The following is a 17,384-nucleotide window of genomic DNA, read 5'->3' on the forward strand; positions in this document are numbered from 1 at the left end:
GATCTTGTTGTGTAGGTGTTTCTGCATGTTCTTGAGTAGCGTTGCCTGTCATTTGTCAGCCAGAAGGCTGCCATTTGTCAGTGGGCTACGTGTAAGACATTGCAAGGCATGTGCCATTTGGCGAGCAGGGAGATTTGTTCTTTATTTTCAATTGATTGCATGGGGATGCTGGACGCTGTGTTCCGCGGACTGAGCGTGAGCGCGCCCCTGGCGTTGCCCAAGTGAGGCCGTGGCAGCGCTGATTGGCAGAGTTCAGGGCCTGACAAATGTCAGAAGATGACGCCTGTCGCGGCATTTGTTCACCGATTGCGACGGGGAGGGTGACATCTGGCTCACGAATGTGGGGTGGGGATGATCAATTGTCATGCTCGCGACCTGATGGTGCGTGCGATCGATCATGGTGCACCTGGATAGGGGCGCTCAGCGTCGGTCAATCAGAGTCGGTCAATCAGAGTCGGTTCGCCCATATCGAGTCTTCATGCGAGGCGCCATAGACGACAGTCTGACGGGTCGGTGGCATCATGCGGCTTTGTCCTGATGGAGCGTTAGATGTCACCTCATGAGCCTGAAGAGCCTACCGCCCGCTCGGAGTCTTCGCCTGCCGCCTCATCCACCTGCGTGACGAAGACTGCCGGGCCGCGCCTGCCCGCCACGCTCGGGGCGCCCATAGAGGCACCGGTGCCGCGCATCCTGCTGGTCGCCATCCTGGTGATGATGGCGGTGCTTGCCTGGTGGGAAGTGCCGCAGCAGTGGGCGCTGGATTTCCTCGACGCCACTCTGGGTCAGGCCTTCAGTGCCTTCGCCATCGCCAAGGGGTTGAATGCGACCATCTCGGTGCTGCAGTCCTCGACCATCGACCTGCAGGTCTTTCAGGTCTCGCCCGGGGAAGCGTTGGACCCCGCCAATGACATGATCGAGCGCTTCTCGTGGGTGATGTTCGCGGCGACCGGCTCGCTGGCGCTGCAGAAGCTGCTGCTGGGCATCTCCGGCTCGCTGATCATCAAGGCATTCGCCAGTGGTGCCTGCATGCTGGCAGCGCTTGGACTGCTTACGGGGAGTCGCCAATCGGACGAGGGGATGTATCCCCGCCAGCGCTGGTGGCAGGTGGCCATTCTGCGCGTGGCCCTGTGGGGCATCGCACTGCGCTTCGCGGTGCTGAGTGTCGCGCTGGCCAGCGGCGCCGCGGGGCAGGCCTTTCTCGATGACAGCCGCGATACCCAGATGGCGCAGTTGAGCGTGACGCAGCAGCAGCTGGCGGAAGTCGCCGACAAGCAGGTAGGTGGCGCGCACGAGGAGCGCAGCTGGTGGCAGCAGTTCAAGGGCAGCATGGAAGGCTGGGTCGGTGGTCCGATCACCAGTGTTACCCAGGGCTTTGATGCGATGACCGACAAGGTGATCGGCCTCACCATGCTGTTCATCACCCAGACGGTGCTGTTCCCGCTGGGCTTTCTGTGGATAACGCTACGGCTGCTGCGCGGGCTGGGAAGATTGCAGTGACGCTTGAGGTGATACTGGAGATGACGATTGAGCTGACAGCCTTGGCGCCGGCCGGGGCTGCGGCGTCAGAGATAGAGGCGGAGGCAGAAACAGAGACGTTATAGCCGCGCACCGCCACGCCGGTGCTTCACGCGAGTCATCAGCGACTTGCAGTCGACGGAGAGGATCTCGTCGCGATTGAAGATATGCGCGCGCACGAAGGCATCGAAGGCCTCGTAGGTGTCGGTGAGGGTGTGGATGTGCAGGCTTTTCAGGTCGCTCATGATATAGAGGCTGACCACCTCGACGCAGGCGGAAAGCTCCTCGGCGATGCGTTCGATGGCACTGGGGGCGACGGTCAGATCCACGAAGGTGGAGATGCCCTTGCCGAGCTTGTCGGGGTTGATGACGGCGGTGAACTGCTCGATCACGCCGCTCTCGACCAGCGCCTGGACGCGGCTGCGTGCATGGGCACGCGAAATGCCGAGCTTGCGGGCGATATCGGCGTAGGACATGCGACCGTCCTTGATCAGCAGGTTGAGAAGCTCACTGTCGGTGCGGTTGAGATTCATGGGCCAGGGTCTCGACGGTCTTTGTTGTAGTGGTGCGCATGTCGTATCAAACCTGTGCGATCCGCACTTGTATAGTCCGACTTCCGCCTCTGGCGAGGATATTCCGGCTCTGGAAACGACAACGGGACGCCAGGGCGCCCCGTTGTCATGTGCATGTTTAGAGCAGAAGCCTCAAGCGTCACTGATAGACGATCTCGCCCGCAGGCAGCGAGGCGCGCACGCCACCTGCCCTGATAGGGGGCAGGAATTCGCGCAGTTCGCTGTCCTCGGAATTTCCTTTGCGACCAGCACCTTCCTGCGCTTGCCATTCTTCTCTACGGTCTTCTTTGGAACCACCGGAATCAGCTGATAGTTGACCATTGTCAGCTCGCCATTGCGGAACTCGTAGTCGGTGGGCTTCTTCCTTGGGGTCGCGGAAGTCGAGGTTGATGAAGTATCGGGGTTGCCGATGCGCACGGTGTCTTCGGTGGTCAGGCGTGTTCCTGATCCGCGCTGATGCTGTCGGTGGACTCACGCTCACTCGCTCTGGGATTGAACACCTCGGCGTCTTCCATCTTCGGCAGCAGCAGCTCGGCGATGATGGCGGTCAGGCCGCCCATGGTGATCGGCGAGCGCAACGCATCGGCGAAGGCGCCCGGAATGGCGTTCAGCACATCCGGCACCATGCCGACGCCAAGCCCCAGACCCAGGGCCAGCGCGATGATCATCATCTCGCGACGCCCGATGGGCTGCGCCATCAGGATACGGATACCGGACACCGCGATCAGCGCAAACATCAGCGTGGTGGTAGCACCGAGCACTGGACGCGGCATCTGGGTCAGCAGGGTGGCGATGAAGGGCGACAGGCCCAGCAGCAGCAGGAAGCCGGCCACGTAGCGGCCCACATGGCGGCTGGCGATGCCGGTCAGCTGGATCACGCCGGTGTTCTGGCTGAAGGTGGTGTTGGGGAAGGTGCCGGCCAGCGCGCCGAGCGCGGAATTCAGGCCATCGCCCAGTACGCCGCCGCGCAGACGCTTCTGGTGCAGCTCATCATCCACGGCGAGCCCCGAGGCGCGTGCGCTGCCGGTGAGGTCACCGACCGTCTCGATGGCGGTGATCATGAAGATGAAGGCCACCGGCAGGAAGGCGGCCAGCGAGAAATCGAAGCCGGTATTCAGGGTCGCCGGATGCGGCAGGGCCAGCAGAGCGGCATCGGCGAGTTGCGGAGCGTCGTACATCCCGCCCAGCGCCGCGATCACGCAGCCGACGGCCATGCCGATGAAGATGGAGGCGATTCTCAGCCACGGATGACGCGAGACCTGACAGGCCAGCACCGTGATCAGCACACAACCGGCCAGGGCCAGATTGGCGGGCGCACCGAAGTCCTCGGCGCCGAAGCCGCCGCCGATGTCCGTCATGCCGACCTGGATCAGGCTCAGGCCGATCAGCATCACCACCACGCCGGTGACCACGGGCGTGATGACCCGCTTGAGCCACGGCAGCACCGTGCCCAGCGCCATCTCGATCAGGCTGCCCGCCAGGCAGGTGCCGAACAGCACCGCCAGTACCTGTTCGTCACTAGCATTCTGCGAACGAGCGATCAACCCCGCGGTGATCAGCGCGGACACGAAGCTGAAACTGGTGCCCTGGATGCTCAACAGCCCTGAGCCGAACGGGCCGATGCGCTGGGACTGGATCCAGGTGGCGACACCGGAGACCACCAGTGCCATCGACAGCAGGCTGGCGGTGTAGGCATCGAGGCCCAGCGCGCTGGTGATGATCAATGTCGGTGCAATGATACCGGCCAGACTGGCCAGCAGATGCTGGGCGCCGGCGAGGGCCGAGATGGGGGCCGACGGGCAGCTTTCGAGGCCGAGCAGTGGTTCGTCGATCCCCTTGGAATCGGAAGAGGATTGGCTCATGTGACGCTCCTTGTTCTGCTCGCGGTGCAATGGCGGAAATGGTGTCGGGCACTGGAGGGTTCAGCGCGGGCAGCCAATTATAAGCAAGATGTGAACCAAGTTCAGTGATCGTATCGATTTTTCCATCACTTGTTGCGTGTTCCGCGGCCAGGCCCGTGTGCCACAAACGCAAGATCCCCGCCGGGCGTGATGCCCGGCGGGGATCTGTCTTTGCTCTCGCGGCGCCTTGTCTGAGCGAAAGTACGCCCAGCGGCTCAGGGCGTCAGCAGGCGCTGGATATTGAGGCTGATCTCGCCTTCGCCGAAGGTGCTCAAAAAACCCTGGAAGTGTTCGGTGGCCACGTGGGCTTCGATGGCGTCTTCATCCCACCATTCTTCCAGTACCACGAAGTCGCCTTCCGGTACTGGCTCACCTTCCGCGACGTTCTTGTCGATCGCGAAGAATTCGTACTGCAGGCAGCCCTTGTCGGACCGGCTCTTCTCGACCAGTTCGGCGAGAGCATCGCGTGCCTTGTCCTGCTGGTCGGCGGGGAAGGTCAGTGTCGCGATAAGCTTGATGGACATGGCATGAATCCTGTCGTGGGCGTAAGAAGTGGACGTAACGGATGGGCGAAATAAATCAGGCACGCAAGCCGGCCATCGCCGCCGGGAATGCAGTGCGCTGGCCTGCCTCGAAAAGGTGGCATGTCCGCCATCGGGATGCAATGCGGCGGGCACGGGCGGCGACTTGCCCCCCGTGCCCGCCGTTGGCCCGCAAGGCGGTCACGTCGATGTCTTGCGGACAGCTGCTGTGAACAGATCTTCAGAATCCGCTCTTGAGAGCGAGCTGCTGAGAGCCTGACCTTGAGAGCCCGGCCTTGAAAGCGAGCCTTACAGGCGAGTGAAGATCTCGTCTGCCGGCAGACGGGACTTGGGCAGCTCGGCATTGAAGTCGTCAGCGGCGCGGTAACCTAGGCTCACCGCGACCAGGGCATTGAAGCCTTTCTCGCGCAGGCCGAATTCCGCATCCAGCGCTACCGGGTCGATGCCTTCCAGCGGCACCGCATCGATGTTCAGGCTGGAGGCTGCGTACAGCAGGCTGCCGTAGTTGAGGTAAACCTGCTTGTCCATCCAGTGCTGCAGGTCCTTGAGGTCATGACGGTGCAGGTCGATGAACAGACGACGCGCGCCGTCCATCATCGCGCTGAACTCGTCATCTTTCTTGAAGCGGCCATCAGACGCTTCGGTGTCCAGCAGGTGGTTCAGGTAGTCGTCGTCCAGGGTGGAGCGAGTGCAGAACAGCACGACGTGAGACGCATTGGTGATCTTCGGCGAGTTGAAGGCGTACTTGTCATCGGTACCGGCACGAGCGAAGCGCTGCTTGGCATCGTCGGATTCCAGCACCAGGAAGTGCCACGGCTGGGAATTGACGCTGGAGGCGCTCAGGCGCATCACGTTTTCCAGTTCCTGCCAGTCGGCGGCGCTGATCTTGCGTGCCGGATCGAAGGCCTTGGTGGAATAACGACGTTGCATGATGGCGGTGGGAGTCATGATGATGGTCCTCGTAGTGGCAGGCCAGTCGCTGAGCGTCCATGACCTTGTGAGAAGCCTTGTGGAAAGACTTGTAGAAGAAGATGTCGCCATCATAGCGAGTGGATTCAGCGTTGAGTATCCGCGTTGCGCGCATCTTTAAGATGAAAAAATGGCACCAATCCAGAGAATTGGTGCCATATGTCAATTACTTGTCATCGCTGTGATGCTTTCATGGCATTAATGCTGCGGCAGGCTCTCTGGATGGTGTATCAGAAGAGGCACTCAGCATCAGGCCGTGCAGCTTGCGGCACTGGCCCGCCACATGGACTTCGCGTATCACGCGGTCGTCGCCCAGCATCATCAATGCGAACAGCACCTCCTGCAGCGATACCTGGCTGGACTGACCCCAGCGCGTGCGCCGCGCCAGCAAGGGCGTGGCGGCGGGGTCGAGCACGATGACATCGGCTTCCATGCCCGGATGCAGGTTACCGACCTTGTCTTGCAGGCGCATGGCACGCGCGTTGCCCAGCGTCAGTTGATAGAAGCCCTGCCAGGGTGTCAGCGGTTGATTGGCGCGTGCGTCGAGTCCGGCGACATCATGGGCGACCGCGCCGTGAAGCTGGCCGACCTGATAGGCGGCCTTGAGGCTCTCCAGCTGACACAGGCTGGAGCCACCGCCGACATCGGTGGCGATGCTGATGTTCATGCCCATGGCGCGGGCACTGGCGCGATCGAAGAGTCCGCTGCCGAGAAACAGGTTGGAGGTCGGGCAGAAGGCGATGCTGGCGCCCTGATCCGCGATGCGCTGTCGCATGCCATCGTCCAGGTGGATGCCGTGGGCGAAGGTGGTGCGCTCATGGCTCAGGCCGACATCCTCATAGACCGCCAGATAGTCCCGAGCGTCGGGGAACAGCTCGGCGACCCACTTCACCTCATCGAGATTCTCGGCCAGATGGGTCTGCAGGTGCAGGTCCGGCTGGCTCTTGAGCAGCTGACCGGCAGCCACGAGTTGCTCGGGCGAGGAGGTCGGCGCGAAGCGCGGCGTCAGTACATAGCCGAGGCGATCACGTCCATGCCAGTCGGCGATCAGACGCTCATCATCCTTGAGTGCGGCGGCGCCGGTGTCCAGCAGCTGGGGCGGGGCATTGCGGTCCATCATCACGCGCCCGGCATGCACCCGCATGTCACGAGCTCGAGCGGCCCTGAACAGGGCATCGGCACTGCTGGCATGTGAGGTGGCGAACACTTGGGCGCTGGTCGAACCATGACACAGCAGCGCATCGAGGAAGGCATCGGCGACCTCGGCGGCATGTGCGGGGTCGGCGAAGCGCTGCTCGGCGGGGAAGGTGTAGGTGTTCAGCCAATCGATCAGGCAGTGGCCGTAGCTTGCGATGATATCCAGCTGCGGGAAGTGCACATGGGTATCGATGAAGCCCGGCATCATCAGGCCTTCGACCTTGCGCGGCGGAGACAGGCGCATCAGTTCGCCCACGGCCTCATGCCGGGCAAGCGAGCGATGATCCCCCACGGCGACTACATGGCCTGCGTGCAGCACCAGCAGGGCATCGGCGTAGTGTTCGACGGCGCGCGCCAGGGTCGCCGCCATGTCAGAGGCTCGGTTGTCTCTATCATCGTTGCCATCGCTCGAGGCCGCCTCACTCAGCATGGCGTCTTCAGGGTCGGCGACGAAATGCAGCAGTGCCCCGCGCAGCAGGCTGACGCAGGAAGCGTCCCTGGCGGCCGCGCGCAGGGCTGCCGTTAGGCGCTGCTCATCCAGGTGGCAGGCCGCAGTGTGCGACGTGTCTTGGTCAGTCATCATTCGGCCTTCTGTGTCGGTGCTGTCTGGTGCGTGGCGTCAGGGGAAAAGCGGGCACGCAGCTGGCGGGCCTCCCGGCGTGTCAGCCCATGGCCATCCAGTGAGGTACCTTGAATTGACGTGCCATGTCCGCTGGCCCTGTCGTGTGAGCTCAAGGCCGCTTCATCATTGCGCCGCGCCTCGATCTGCAACAGTTCTGCGACGACGCCAATCGCGATTTCCTCAGGGCGCTTGCCGGGAATGCCGGGTACGCCGATCGGGCAGCGAACCCGGGCGATCTCGTGCTCATCGAGATCACCGCGCAGGCGCTGACGAAAGCGCGCCCACTTGCTGTCGGAACCGATCAGTCCCAGTGAGGCCAGGTCCTCGCGCGTTGCGAGCGCCGCTACCAGGGCCTGATCCTCGATATGGTCATGGGTCAAGATCAGTACATGGCAGTTCGTCATCCCGGGCAGCAGGGTAGACAGTGACTCCTTGGCGGGAGTGGCGCTGGCAAGCGACGGCTCACTCAGGATATTGAATATCTGACGCTGCACCCGGCCCTCACAGCCCGGCGGTACCGCGGCGGCCGCGAGCTGCTCGGCACGTGAGTCGTGCCAGTCGATCTGCCAGCCCAGCGGCGCCAGCAGGTGGACGATCGCCTGACCGACATGGCCGGCGCCGAACAGGGCGAGGCGTGGCGCAAGCGCCGGATACAGCTCGATCAGCACCTGCACATGGCCGCCGCAGCATTGCTGGGCATGCTGGCCGAGCGCGATTTCCTCCAGCAGGCAGCCTGACTGCCCTTGGGCCAGCCTCTCGCGGGCGCGCTCCACCACCAGCTGCTCCAGCCGACCGCCGCCGAGGCTGTCGTGCAGCGTATCGGGGGTGATCAGCATCTTGCTGCCGGCACCACGCGGGGCAGAGCCCGCCACCGTCACCACGGTGGCCAGTGCATGCGCCGTCAGCGCTGCCTGAGCCTCGGCGAGCGCCTGATACCAGCGGCCGGTCGCGGCACTCTTTGCATTCATGACGGCACCTGCGCTGGCTCTGCGCCAGCAGTGGCGTGCTGCGCCTGCCAGTCACGCTGTTCGCGCGCCGCCAGCATCACACGCTCCGGCGTGGCCGGGGTGTCGAGACGTACTGCGCGGCGGTAGTCGGTCAGCGAGGCCAGCGCATCGCGCAACGCCGCCCACACGCTGATGGCGAGCATGAAGGGCGGCTCGCCGACCGCCTTGGAGCGGTAGATGCTGGCGGCCGAGTTGGGGTGGCCCTCAAGCAGGCGCACCTTGAGCGCGCCGGCCGGCACGTCACTGATCGCCGGAATCTTGTAGGTCGCTGGGCCATCGGTGAGCAGTCGGCCATCCTCGTTCCACTTGAGCTCCTCCGTCGTCAGCCAGCCCATGCCCTGCACGAAGCCGCCCTCGATCTGGCCGATGTCGATGGCCGGATTGAGCGAATCACCGACATCATGCAGGATCTCGGCGCTTTCCAGACGGTATTCACCACTCAGCGTATCGACGACCACTTCGCACAGCGCCGCGCCGAAGGCGTAGTAGTAGAAGGGGTGACCGGTGCCGCTGGCGCGATCGTAATGGATATCCGGGGTGGCATAGAAGCCTTTCTCGGACAGTGAGATGCGTTCCAGATACGCCGCCTGGATCAGCTCGCCCCAGGTCATCAGCACACCGCTTGGGCCATGCAGTTTGCCGTCCGTGAGGCTCAGGCCCACGCGTGGCTGCGCGAGATGCTCGGCGGCGAAGTCGAGCAGGCGCATCTTGAGGCGCAGGCATGCATCACGCGTCGCCATGCCGTTGAGGTCCGCGCCGGAGCTTGCCGCCGTCGGCGAGGTGTTGGGCACCTTGTCGGTGCGGGTGGCGGTGATGCGCACCTTGTCCACGCTCAGCCCCAGTTCACGCGCCGCGACCTGGGTGATCTTGGTGTGCAGGCCCTGGCCCATCTCTGTGCCGCCGTGATTCACCTGCACGCTGCCATCGGTGTAGACATGCACCAAGGCGCCTGCCTGATTGAGGTGCTTGGCGGTGAAGGAGATGCCGAACTTGACCGGCGTCAGTGCCAGCCCCTTCCTGACCACCGGATTGGCGGCATTGAAGGCGCGTATCTCGGCGCGGCGCGTCCAATAGCGGCCACTCTCCTCAAGCTGATCGATCAGGGTGGTCAGAAGTGGGTGCTGATTGACATGCTGACCGTAGTGGGTCGTCTCACGGCCCTCGCAGTAGAGATTGCGCTTGCGGATCTCCAGCGGATCACGCCCCAGACGCCGGGCGATATCCTCCATCGCCGACTCGACCGCCAGCATGCCCTGAGGCCCACCAAAGCCACGGAAGGCGGTATTGGATGCCACGTTGGTGCGCGCACGAATGCCACGGACATGGGCATTGCCCAGGTAATAGGCATTGTCGGCATGAAACATGGCGCGATCGACGATGGCATCCGACAGATCCGGCGAGTGGCCGCAGTCGCCGGTCAGCTCGATGATGGCGGACTCGATGCGCCCACTGTCATCGACGCCGAACTGGTAGCGGTGGTGGAAGGGGTGGCGCTTGCCGGTCAGGCGCATGTCATCACCACGTGCCAGGCGCAGGCGTGCCGCACGCCCCGTGCGCCGGGCGACCATCGCGGCCAGACAGGCCACCGGTGCGGCCTGGGTTTCCTTGCCGCCGAAACCGCCCCCCATGCGCCGGGTTTCCACGGTGACGGCGTGGAAGGGTACGCCAAGCACCTCGGCGATCAGCTTCTGGACTTCGCTGGGGTGCTGGGAGGAGCTGTGCACCAGCATCTCGTCATCTTCGCCGGGCAGGGCGAGCGCGGCCTGACTCTCCAGATAGAAGTGCTCCTGGCCGCCGCTTTCCAGCTCACCACTCAATTGCCAGGCGGATCTGGCGAGCCTGGCGCTGATGCTGTCGAGGTCGCCGGCGCGACCATTGGCCAGGCGTGCCTGGGTGTGGGTCGGGCGCACCAGGTCTTTACGGCTGGCCGCCTCGCGCGGGTCCAGGCATATCGGCAGGGGGGACGTTGCGACCTTGGCCAGTCGCGCCGCCTGACGTGCCGCGCGCTCGCTGTCGGCGGCGACCACGAACAGCGCCTGACCATGATGGCTGATGATGTCACTGACCAGCAGTGGGTCACCGGGGAAGACCGGCCCCACATCGCTGTGACCGGGGATGTCGGCGGCGCTGAGCACGCAGACCACGCCGGGGGCGCGGCGCACGGCTTCGAGATCCAGCGCCTCCAGGGTAGCGTGCGCGACTTCACTCATGCCGATGGCCAGGTGCAGCGTGTCCGCTGGCAGTGGCAGGTCATCCACATAACGCGCCGAGCCGCTGACATGGCGCTGGGCGCTTTCATGCTGACGCGACTGGAGAACGGGGGCGGCCGGCGCGGTGCTGGCGTCGGACTCAAGACTGTGCAAGGTACGCATCGAGGCTCTCCAGTGCGGTGTGGGAGGTCGTGGCCTGGCGCTCATTCAGGATGCGCTGGGCGACGCGGGGAATCAGATGGCTGGCGGCCAACAGGCGATATTCGCGTGAGCCGCGCACGTCACTCAGCGGCGAGAAATCCGCCTCGACCGCCTGCTCGATCTGCTGGCGAGTCCCTGCCGCGAGGGCGCCAGGCGCGAGGCTCTCCAGCGAGTGTCGCGTCAGCAATGCCTCAAGATGCGGTGCGCGGGCCGGGATACCGGCCATGCCGCCGAAGGCCACGCGCCAGTGCTGCGCGCGCCCGCTGGCATCACGCCGCCAGGCGAAGACGCCCAGCAGAGTGGAAATGTCATCGTCACGCCGCTTGGAAAGCTTGTGCACTGCCAGTCGCTGGTTGGGGAGCGGGCGCGGCAGGAAGACGGAGTGAATGATCTCGTCAGGCATCAACTGGGTGCGCTTGTAGTCGAGGAAGTAGTCCTCGAGCTTCAGGATGCGCTCATTGTCCTGGCTCATCAGCTGGAGATAGGCGTCCAGCGCGATCAGCAGCGGCGGCATGTCCCCGATGGGTGAGGCATTGCCGATATTGCCGCCCAGGGTGCCACGATGGCGGATCTGCTCACTGCCCAGCCGCGTGAGCAGCTCCGCGCCATCCGGGTAATGCTCCCGCAGCAGTGGCATCAGCTGGTGATAGCTGACCGCAGCCCCGATCCACCAGCCTGCCTGACCGGCGTGCTCGCCTTCCTCTATCTTGCCAAGCGCCGCGACCTGGGTGGTGTCGATCAAGGCCGGAAAATCGCGCAGGCGCTGGGTGTGCTCCAGCATCAGGTCAGTGCCACCGGCGATCAGCGCGGCATCCGGGCGCTCGGCGCGCAGTGCCAGCAAGGCCTGCAAGGTAACCGGCCGATAGAAGCGGCGGGTGTCGCGCTCGTCATCAGGGGCGGTGTCATGCGCTTTTGCCGTACTCACGCCAGCATCCTGCAGGCAGGCAGACCCGAATTCGCCTTGCAGCAGACGGTGAGCGGCCTCGCGGATCGGGCGATAGCCGGTGCAACGACACAGGTTGCCGCCCAGTGCATGGTCGATCATGGTGTCGCGCTGTCTGGCATCGATCACTTGGCCCTTATCGACCTGGCGCTGATGACGGGCATGCAGCACCGCAAGGCTCATGGCGATGCCCGGGGTGCAGAAGCCGCATTGGCTGGCATGAGTGCTGACCAATGCCTGCTGCACCGCCGAGAGCGATGGCGCCTGGCTTGTATCCGCCAACCCCTCGACGGTGATCAAGTCGCAGCCGGCCAGCTGGTGGGCGGGCATCAGGCAGGCGTTGGCGGTGCTCAGACTCTGGCCCGGCCCCTGCAAGGCAATGGTGCAGGCGCCGCAGTCGCCGGAGGCACAGCCTTCCTTGGTGCCGCCTTGCCCAAGTGAGGTGCGCAGCACTTCGAGTACGCTCGTTCCCGGTGCAGGTGAGGGCAGTCGGCATGCGTGCCCGTTCAAGGTGAAGTCGATCATGCGGGCATCCTGTCAGGTCGTATTTTCATTATGGTGCCTTGTTGCGTACAGCATGGTTCCAGCGCTCAAGCCCCTGTCGTGTCCTGGCGGCGAGCGGTGTCCTGTAGGCTGTTGTCTCTATCAATGTAACAGGTCGTATTGTGATTCCTGCAAGAATCTGACCAAATGGTCAGTGCATGTTGTGGTATTTTGTTCGCCGGTGTCTCAACGGGCTGTTTTCACTGCTGTTCCAACGCCACGTGATAGTCGCTTGACCAGAGCCTCCTGCTTGCGCCCATCGCCGCTGACAGGCGAGCGAGATAGACAAGCGGCTGTCGCCAAGAGACTCGAATGCTTTCTTCTGACCTGATGAGTGATGCCGATGCCCGCGGATTCTCCTTCTTCCCTTTACGCTGAAGTCCGTCGTACCCGTAGCGCGGAATTGAGCGTGCCGCCTGCCAGCTCTCCGCGTGAGCAAGCCGAGAGCCGCATTCTCGAGGCCGCCGAATGTGTATTCGCCTGTCACGGTTATCGCGGCAGCACCTTGAAGCAGATTGCGGAAGTGGCCGAGTTGCCCAAGGCCAATCTGCTCTATTACTTCGGCTCCAAGGAGAAGCTCTACGTTCACCTGCTGGAGCAGACCCTGACGCGCTGGAATGCCTCGCTCGAGGATATCTCGCCTGATGACGAGCCGCGTGAGGTGTTGGAGGCGCTGGTGCGCGTCAAGCTCAAGCTGGCGCGCCAGGCACCGCAGGCCTCGCGTCTGTTCGCGGCGGAGGTGATCAGCGGGGCGCCTTTCCTGCGCGATTATCTCAGTGGCGACCTGCGTGACTGGGTACAGGCGCGCTGCGATGTCATGAAGGCCTGGATGGCCGCGGGCAAGCTGCGTGAGGCGGAGCCGATGTGGGTGATCTACCTCATCTGGTCCACCACTCAGCATTACGCGGATTTCGCCGCCCAGATCGATCAGCTGGGGGGAGCGCCGCAGAGCGATGAAGACTGGGAGCAGCTGGCGGATTTCGTGGCCAGCACGCTGTGTGATGGTCTGTGCCCGCGACAGTCATGAGCGGAATGAGCGCTTGAGCGGCATGAGTGGCGTAAGCGCTTGAGCCGGCGGGTTCAGCGCTCTGTCAGTCGCATGTTGTCTGTTGTCAGTGCCTCGCCGCACATCAAAAAGCCCGCCCCGGAATCGGGGGCGGGCTTTTTGGTTCTTGAGTCTGGAGTCGTTCTTGCGTCGCTCTTGCGTCATTCTGGAAAAGCGGAGGAAACCGCCATCAGGTGGTCAGCTTGCCATCTCCAAGGGCATGCCAGGATCGCGATCCAGCATGGCTTCTTCCTCTTGCTTGGCCCCCGACAACTCGGCTTTCTCCAATTGAGAAGCATCACAGTGTTGGTGCATCTGCCAGCCATCGCGGGCATCGTCGGCAAGATAGATCAGCGCGGCATCGGCGCTGGCCCATAGCCGGGCGAGGTCACGTTGGTGGCGGGTGCGGTTGGCCAGCGGCAGCGCACCGGCGGTGACCACCACTACCGGCGCCTTGCGCAGCCAGCGCGGCGCATGACTCGGCCAGCTGTGATGCACGGCGTCCAGCCAGGGCGCCTTGGGATGGCCGGGCGATGACTGCCAACGCCAGCCACGCCCGACTTCGGTGATCCCGTGCGCCGTCCAGATCAGGCTGCGGCGCGGCAGCTGCGCCTCCAGGCTTTTCAGCAACGCATCGTCGCTATCCGTCAGCGGCTGGATGGCGCCTGACATCATGCTCAGGTACTCGCCAGCATGCTGGCCGGCGGTCAGTTCCAGCTTGATGCGAGGCGCCGGGGTGAGGGCGATGCTGTTCTCCAGCGGTATGTGCATGCCGCATTCCATGCCGATGGTATAGACGCTCATGCCAGCATTCCTCGACGCGTCATGGTCTGGCGCAGCAGGGTGTGGTGGCGGTGCATCGCCTCCCAGTCGGCGTGAGCCCTGTGATTGATGTCCGGGTTGAAGACGGCTTTCTGCTGCGCGATGGGCGATGCTGTCGAGGTCGAAGTCGGAGTGGATGTCTCGTCTGAGGTCTGGGCCGCGACGTCCGAGGCGGCAATGTCAGCCTGGCTGCGCGTGTCATGGGCCGGCGAATGCGGCGTGGGGGCCGCCGTTGTCTTCAGACTCAGCGGCGGTGCCTCGTAGCCCATTGCCATCACCCCCAGCAATTGAGCGGACTGGGCATTGGCGACATCCTGGCTAGCGCTGCCAGAGCGCGGCAAGAGGGTGAATGTCTGTGTCGTGACCTTGGCTGTCATGGCTCGGCAGGTATCGAGGAGGGCAGTCATCGTTGAGGTGGCCATGAGAATGCTCCTTGCGCATCGCGAGCGCTTTATCGGGAATATTGCAGTCCGGCAAGGGTCATTGGCGTGACTTCAGGGCATATGACCTGTCGGCTGGCTAGTCTTGATCAAGCGGCTCGCGTGCCGATTTGATGTGATGAACAGTAAAAACAGGCGCTTGTGTCTGTCGCGCGGTGCGGATGGTTGGCGTCGTGCAGCGCTTGAGGGCGTCAGAGGCGCTCAGGATGAGGAAAAAGCGCTCATCGCGAGGGTTACGCCTTTCGTCTATGCACTGTCAGTCAGCACCTGGCCCAGGCTTTGCACTGTCTTGATGCAATCGTTGAGGCAATCATTGCTCTGTGCTCACGCAGAATCTTTTCAGGAGTGTGTCTTCATGCCACGAGCGCCCATAGATCACAGCGCGCCCCCCGAGGATGACGTGTCCGGTGAATCCCGGGCAGTGCACCCGGATGGGGAAGCGCCTGCCCCCGTTGCCGATGCCGACGACACTGTCAATCTTGCGACCAGTCTCGCTCGCCATGCCGCAAGGCAGGGCACCAGGAGCCTGAGTCTGCATCAGCGTCTGACCCGTTCGCTTGAGGAGCTCACCCCGAATGAGCAGCGCATCGCGCGCTTTCTGCTCGCGCATCAGGATGAATTGGCGCTATACAACGCCGCAGAACTGTCACGCCTGACCGACGTCTCCAAGGCGACGGTCAGCCGTCTTTTTCGCCGCCTCGGCTATCAGGACTTCCGTGAAGCGCGGGACCAGGCGCGCAGTCTGCGTCAATCGGGTGTGCCGGTGGCGGCAGCGCCGACGGCAGACCATCACCAGCGTCACTATGAGCAGGAGTGTCGCAACCTGCGTCAGGCGCTGGCGGCGCTGGACATGCTCGACATGGAGGCCTTGAGCAGCGCTCTGGCCAAGGCCGAGCGGCTGCAGATCATCGGCTTTCGCAATGCCTATCCGCTGGCGCTGCACCTGCGCCAACAGTTGCTGCAGCTGCGCGCGCAGGTGGCGGTGTTGCCGCAACCCGGCCAATCACTCGGCGAGGAGGTCGCACGCCTGGGTGCCGATGATGCCGTGGTGGTATTCGCCATGCGCCGGCGACCGCAGGGGCTGGCACGATTGCTTGAATGGCTGGGGCAGGCGCCCTGTACGGTGCTGTTGGTTTGTGATGACAGTCTGAGCACCATCCCCGCCGGTATCGAGCATGTCCTGCGCTGCCCGTTGGACAGCGTCAGCGCCTTCGACAGCTATGCCGCAGCCATGAGCCAGATCAACCTGCTTGCCACGCGCCTGCTGCATGACGATCTCGTCGGCGGGCGCAGTCAGATACGCCGCGTGACCGATACCTTCGATGCGCTGGAGGAACTGGGCGACGGCTGATCGTCCAGCGTGAAGTACTCCTGCCTTTCCTTCCTCTCTCTCTATCTCCCGGTGGGCCGGCAGCCTTGCTTGTGATCTGTGCGGCGGCCCGATTCGACTCGCCGCGCTCTGCGCACCCGCAGGGCGCATATGCCTGCCTGACTGCACCATCTGCTGCCATGTCGCTGGTGTCGGCGCCCTGATCTCGTCGCCCGGTGAGGGCGTCATCCGCGACTTCATCTCCCGCAGTCCATCTCCCGCAGGCATGTGTCGCTCCTTTTCCTTTCCATTCGCTGCTTGGCTTGCATGCCTGTGCTCAAGCGCGTTCTCAAACCCCTGCTCGGGCGTGTGAGCCGCAGGCGCCTCAGCACTTCCTGCAACTTGACCATCTTGTTGAGCGCGAAGCGGAGGTCTTTGGCACACCTGTTGCAAAGATTGATAAGGGAATCACTTGTTTCATTGGTCAGGTTCTGAAGACCAATGGGGCAGGGAGTCACTGGATATGACTCGACGAGACACTCGGCAAGCAGCACGGCGGGACACTCAACAACAACCAACAACAATCCACTGCCGCAAGGCACCAGGTGCACCAAGAGCCGTTCTCGCATCAGCGCCTGGCATTGACGGATACCGGAGTCGACCGATGAGCAAGCGTCACGAGAGCAAGGCCCAGCAGCGCGCCACACGGACAGGCAACAAGCAGCGTCTTGGCAACTGGGTCCGCAAGGGAATATTGCTGGCCCTGTGGGGCACGTTGGCGTCCACCGCCCTGAGCGCACACGCGGATGCACTGAGTGACATCAAAGATAGCGGGGTGCTGAAAGTGGCGGTGCCCCAGGACTTCCCGCCCTTCGGCTCGGTCGGCCCGGACCTCAAGCCGCGTGGCTACGATATCGACATGGCGCGCTATCTGGCAGACGAGATGGAGGTGAAGCTTGAGCTGGTGCCGGTCACCACGGCCAATCGCATCCCTTACCTGCAGACCCGCAAGGTCGATCTGGTGATCTCGAGCCTGGGCAAGAATCCCGAGCGTGAGAAGGCGATCGATTTCTCCGATGCCTATGCGCCGTTCTTCCTCGGCGTGTTCGGCGAGAAGGGCAGTGAGGTGGACTCCGCGCAGGGACTGAGCGAGAAGACCATCGGCGTGACACGTGGCTCGGTGGAAGACATGGAGCTCAGCAAGGTGGCACCGGAATCGACCACCGTGAAGCGCTTCGAAGACAACAACACGACCTTGTCGGCCTTCCTGTCAGGGCAGGTCGAGATGATTGCCACCGGCAATCTCGTCACCGCCGCCATCGCCGAGCGCAATCCTGCCCGCGTGCCGGTCAGCGTGCTGCCGCTCAAGAATTCTCCCTGCTATGTGGGCATGCGTCATGACACGCCGGCGCTCAAGGCGCGCGTGAATGAGCTGATCGCCCAGGGAATCGAGGATGGCACGCTCAATACGCTCTCCGAGACCTGGTTCAAGGCGCCGCTGCCGTCACTGGATGCCTGAATCGAGACGTCACACGTCTGATCCCTT

At 63.5% G+C, this 17,384-nt stretch carries 14 protein-coding genes; 4 read left to right on the forward strand and 10 right to left on the reverse strand.

All coding sequences use genetic code 11. The annotated features are described in order from the left end of the window. Positions 1-549: 549 nt before the first annotated feature. Complete coding sequence (locus NH396_RS14815) at positions 550-1,497, forward strand: hypothetical protein (RefSeq protein ID WP_253064682.1); 948 nt, start codon at positions 550-552, stop codon at positions 1,495-1,497. A gap of 98 nt (positions 1,498-1,595) precedes the next feature. Here NH396_RS14815 and NH396_RS14820 read toward each other — a convergent pair whose 3' ends face one another. The 8 genes from NH396_RS14820 to NH396_RS14855 form a co-directional block, all read right to left on the reverse strand. Continuing rightward, positions 1,596-2,048: an Lrp/AsnC family transcriptional regulator gene (locus NH396_RS14820; RefSeq protein ID WP_253064684.1), complete on the reverse strand. Its 453-nt coding sequence runs from the start codon at positions 2,046-2,048 to the stop codon at positions 1,596-1,598. Positions 2,049-2,518: 470 nt separating this feature from the next. Next, positions 2,519-3,949 carry a solute carrier family 23 protein gene (locus NH396_RS14825; protein ID WP_253064686.1) on the reverse strand — a complete coding sequence of 477 codons (1,431 nt, stop codon included), beginning with the start codon at positions 3,947-3,949 and terminating at the stop codon, positions 2,519-2,521. Between the two features lie 254 nt (positions 3,950-4,203). Then, positions 4,204-4,512 carry a putative quinol monooxygenase gene (locus tag NH396_RS14830; protein ID WP_253064688.1) on the reverse strand — a complete coding sequence of 103 codons (309 nt, stop codon included), beginning with the start codon at positions 4,510-4,512 and terminating at the stop codon, positions 4,204-4,206. A gap of 306 nt (positions 4,513-4,818) precedes the next feature. Next, a complete protein-coding gene (locus NH396_RS14835; protein WP_043333519.1) occupies positions 4,819-5,478 on the reverse strand; it encodes an oxygen-insensitive NAD(P)H-dependent nitroreductase NfsB in 660 nt (219 codons plus the stop codon). A 211-nt stretch (positions 5,479-5,689) separates the two neighbouring features. Beyond that, complete coding sequence (guaD, locus tag NH396_RS14840; RefSeq protein WP_253064690.1) at positions 5,690-7,276, reverse strand: guanine deaminase; 1,587 nt, start codon at positions 7,274-7,276, stop codon at positions 5,690-5,692. Beyond that, positions 7,276-8,286 carry a xanthine dehydrogenase accessory protein XdhC gene (gene xdhC, locus NH396_RS14845; protein WP_253064692.1) on the reverse strand — a complete coding sequence of 337 codons (1,011 nt, stop codon included), beginning with the start codon at positions 8,284-8,286 and terminating at the stop codon, positions 7,276-7,278. The genes guaD and xdhC overlap by 1 nt, the downstream gene beginning before the upstream one ends. Beyond that, on the reverse strand, positions 8,283-10,697 hold the full coding sequence (gene xdhB / locus NH396_RS14850) for a xanthine dehydrogenase molybdopterin binding subunit (protein ID WP_253064694.1): 2,415 nt from the start codon (positions 10,695-10,697) through the stop codon (positions 8,283-8,285). The genes xdhC and xdhB overlap by 4 nt, the downstream gene beginning before the upstream one ends. Next, complete coding sequence (locus NH396_RS14855; protein WP_253064696.1) at positions 10,675-12,204, reverse strand: FAD binding domain-containing protein; 1,530 nt, start codon at positions 12,202-12,204, stop codon at positions 10,675-10,677. The genes xdhB and NH396_RS14855 overlap by 23 nt, the downstream gene beginning before the upstream one ends. A gap of 361 nt (positions 12,205-12,565) precedes the next feature. Between NH396_RS14855 and NH396_RS14860 the strand changes: the two genes are divergently transcribed. Continuing rightward, positions 12,566-13,249, forward strand: a complete 684-nt coding sequence (locus NH396_RS14860) for a TetR family transcriptional regulator C-terminal domain-containing protein (protein WP_054556074.1) — start codon at positions 12,566-12,568, stop codon at positions 13,247-13,249. Between the two features lie 216 nt (positions 13,250-13,465). On the opposite strand, the gene NH396_RS14865 is transcribed toward NH396_RS14860, so the two are convergent. Continuing rightward, positions 13,466-14,071 (reverse strand): hypothetical protein, encoded by a 606-nt coding sequence (locus NH396_RS14865; RefSeq protein WP_253064698.1) that lies wholly within the window; start codon positions 14,069-14,071, stop codon positions 13,466-13,468. Next, positions 14,068-14,511 carry a hypothetical protein gene (locus NH396_RS14870; RefSeq protein WP_253064700.1) on the reverse strand — a complete coding sequence of 148 codons (444 nt, stop codon included), beginning with the start codon at positions 14,509-14,511 and terminating at the stop codon, positions 14,068-14,070. The genes NH396_RS14865 and NH396_RS14870 overlap by 4 nt, the downstream gene beginning before the upstream one ends. Before the next feature lie 373 nt (positions 14,512-14,884). Here NH396_RS14870 and NH396_RS14875 point away from each other — a divergent pair, with 373 nt between their 5' ends. Continuing rightward, complete coding sequence (locus tag NH396_RS14875) at positions 14,885-15,880, forward strand: MurR/RpiR family transcriptional regulator (RefSeq protein ID WP_253064702.1); 996 nt, start codon at positions 14,885-14,887, stop codon at positions 15,878-15,880. Between the two features lie 622 nt (positions 15,881-16,502). Continuing rightward, complete coding sequence (locus tag NH396_RS14880) at positions 16,503-17,357, forward strand: transporter substrate-binding domain-containing protein (protein WP_253064704.1); 855 nt, start codon at positions 16,503-16,505, stop codon at positions 17,355-17,357. Positions 17,358-17,384 lie beyond the last annotated feature (27 nt).

It is taken from the genome of Cobetia sp. Dlab-2-AX (assembly GCF_024124625.1).
Lineage (GTDB): Bacteria > Pseudomonadota > Gammaproteobacteria > Pseudomonadales > Halomonadaceae > Cobetia.